Here is a 2245-nt window from a genome sequence, read left to right as displayed (position 1 = left end):
GGCCCTGGCCCTGGCACGATCCGAACATCAGGAGCCAGCGTGGCTGACCGCGCGCCGGACATGTGCGCGACGGCCTGGCGGGCCGATTCGGCGGCCGCAAGGCTGGGGAAGGTCCCGTGCACGGTCGCATCCCGGCCGTCGAAGGTCACATCCGCTCCGGTCCGGCCACTGGAGCGGACCACCGAGGCCGCCCGCCTGGACAGCTCGTCTTCGATCGGCCCACGCCGCAGGCCGAACGCAAGCAGTGCGAGCAGCAGCCAGGCGACGACAAGGGACACCGCGAACACGACGGGACGAGGTCGCCGCACCGCGGCCAGCTGGGCCAAGGACATCGAAGTGGTCTCCGCGCGGAATCTGCTGGGACGCCGTCAGGACGCGCCGCCACGATGCCTTCGGGCGGCCCAACGGACCAGAAAAGTACGACGAACAACCCCGCCGCGGGTCAACTGTCGCACATCGGGACGCCCGTCACATACACCGGGTGGGTCCAGGCCGGGTCCGGTGGATGTTGGTCGATGCGGGCGGGTGCGCCGCGGCCGTACCGACGATCGCGGCCGGCTGGGCCTGCTGCCCGGCACGCTGGGGCCCGGCACGCTGGTCGACCGGGTCTGCGCGGCCGTCGCGACGCCCGCGCCGGTGCGCCACGCGTGTCACGGCCGCTGTCAACAGGGCTCCGAGCCCGAGCGCCACCCACCCGGCGACGACATCGAGCACGTAGTGGTTGGCGGTGGCCATCACCACGAACGCCGTTGTGCCCGGGTAGATGACGGCGAGCGTCCTGACCCAACGGTGGCGGGCGAACCTGGCGACACACCAGCCGCACCACAGGGCCCACGCGCAGTGCAGGGATGGCATGGCCGCGAACTGGTTGGCCAGACCTGCCAGCCCCCGGGGCGCCGCGCTGGAGCCGCCACCCCACCAACCCCAGTCGTGGAACGACGCCATGGTGTCGACGAACCCGGCACCGGGCAGCAGCCGCGGGGGGGCCGTCGGCAGGAGGATGAACCCGACAAGGCTGATCACGGTCGCGCACAGGATCGTCCAGCGAGCCCGCAGGTAGTGGCCGGGACGTTTGCGGTAGAGCCACACGAGGACGGCGGGCGTCACGATGAAGTGGAGGGTCGCGTAGTAGTAACAGCTCGCCACAGCCAGCACGGGGATGCCCTGGAGCCAGTGGTTCAGCCCACGCTCGGCGTTGAGATGGAGGTCCGCCTGGATGCGCACGAGATCCCACCCGACGGCGAGCGCAGCCGGCACGGATCCGTCCGCCACCGCGCGAGTAGCCGTGTAGGTGTAGTAGAAACCAATGATCATAACGGCTTCTACCCACACCACCGGCAGCCCGTCCGACCTGCGGCGCAAGCAGATCACCCGCGACCTCCCCGGCTTCGACCTGAGCCCCCCGGTGGGCCCGTTTTCGACCTTCTCCTGCCTACCCAGACACCCCATCTTTCGCTCAACGTATTCAGTCGAGTACCTTTGCGTCACCAGCTGCACTACCGACAACGGATCGTTCCCGGGGGTAGCGATGACGCACCCGACAGTCGGCGTACCGCCTGATGCGGCACGTCCCATACCTGCCGGCGGGACGCCGGCGACATCGGCACCCATCCCCCTTCCTGCGACGGGTTTCACCCCTGCGGCCGGTGGCCGCCGCCGGTCGCCGCACGCACCGGCCATCCCGAGGCGACGCGGCGAGGTCCTGGAGGACGCGATCCACACCGCGGTGGTCGAACTGCTCGCCGAACACGGCTACGGCACCGTAACAATGGATCTTGTAGCTGCAAGGGCCCGGGCGGGCAAGGCCACGCTCTACCGCAGGTGGTCCTGCAAGCTCGACCTGGTGATCGACACAGTGTGGCGCCTCGACAACAGCTGCGCCACCGACCCGGACACCGGAAGTTTTCGCGAGGACCAGCTTCTGCTGCTGCATGAATTCGCCAACGTACTTCGCGGACGCCAGGGTGCGGTGACCGCGACCCTTGTCGGCGAGCTCACCCGACATGCCGATCTCGCCGTGGCCCTGCGGACAGTCCTCCTTCACCAGCGCCGAGCAGTCCAGATGGCGATCGCCGAGCGAGCCATCAAGCGCGGCGACGTCCGCTATGACGCTCCGTGGCCGCTGGTCAACGAAATAGGACCCTCCCTGCTGTTCGGCCGCCACCTCATCTCGGGTGAACCCTTGGACCACAGGTACATAGTCGACGTTGTGGACGGCATAGTCATGCCCCTCGTCGTCATGCCC

The 2245-nt window shown here is 69.0% G+C and carries 2 protein-coding genes and 1 pseudogene; 1 reads left to right on the top strand and 2 read right to left on the bottom strand.

The window, feature by feature from the left end; all coding sequences use genetic code 11:
- Both U9980_RS01195 and U9980_RS01190 read right to left on the bottom strand, forming a co-directional pair.
- Nucleotides 1-332: pseudogene (locus U9980_RS01195) on the bottom strand (OmpA family protein); the annotation flags it as partial.
- Between the two features lie 136 nt (nt 333-468).
- Complete coding sequence (locus U9980_RS01190) at nt 469-1371, bottom strand: phosphatase PAP2 family protein (RefSeq protein ID WP_322766308.1); 903 nt, start codon at nt 1369-1371, stop codon at nt 469-471.
- A 157-nt stretch (nt 1372-1528) separates the two neighbouring features.
- Between U9980_RS01190 and U9980_RS01185 the strand changes: the two genes are divergently transcribed.
- Nucleotides 1529-2245: TetR/AcrR family transcriptional regulator (locus U9980_RS01185; protein ID WP_322766307.1), on the top strand; the 717-nt coding region annotated here is incomplete at its 3' end.

Source organism: Protofrankia sp. Cr1 (assembly GCF_963555865.1).
Classification (GTDB): domain Bacteria; phylum Actinomycetota; class Actinomycetes; order Frankiales; family Frankiaceae; genus Protofrankia.
This window is presented reverse-complemented; position numbering and strand designations above follow the sequence as displayed.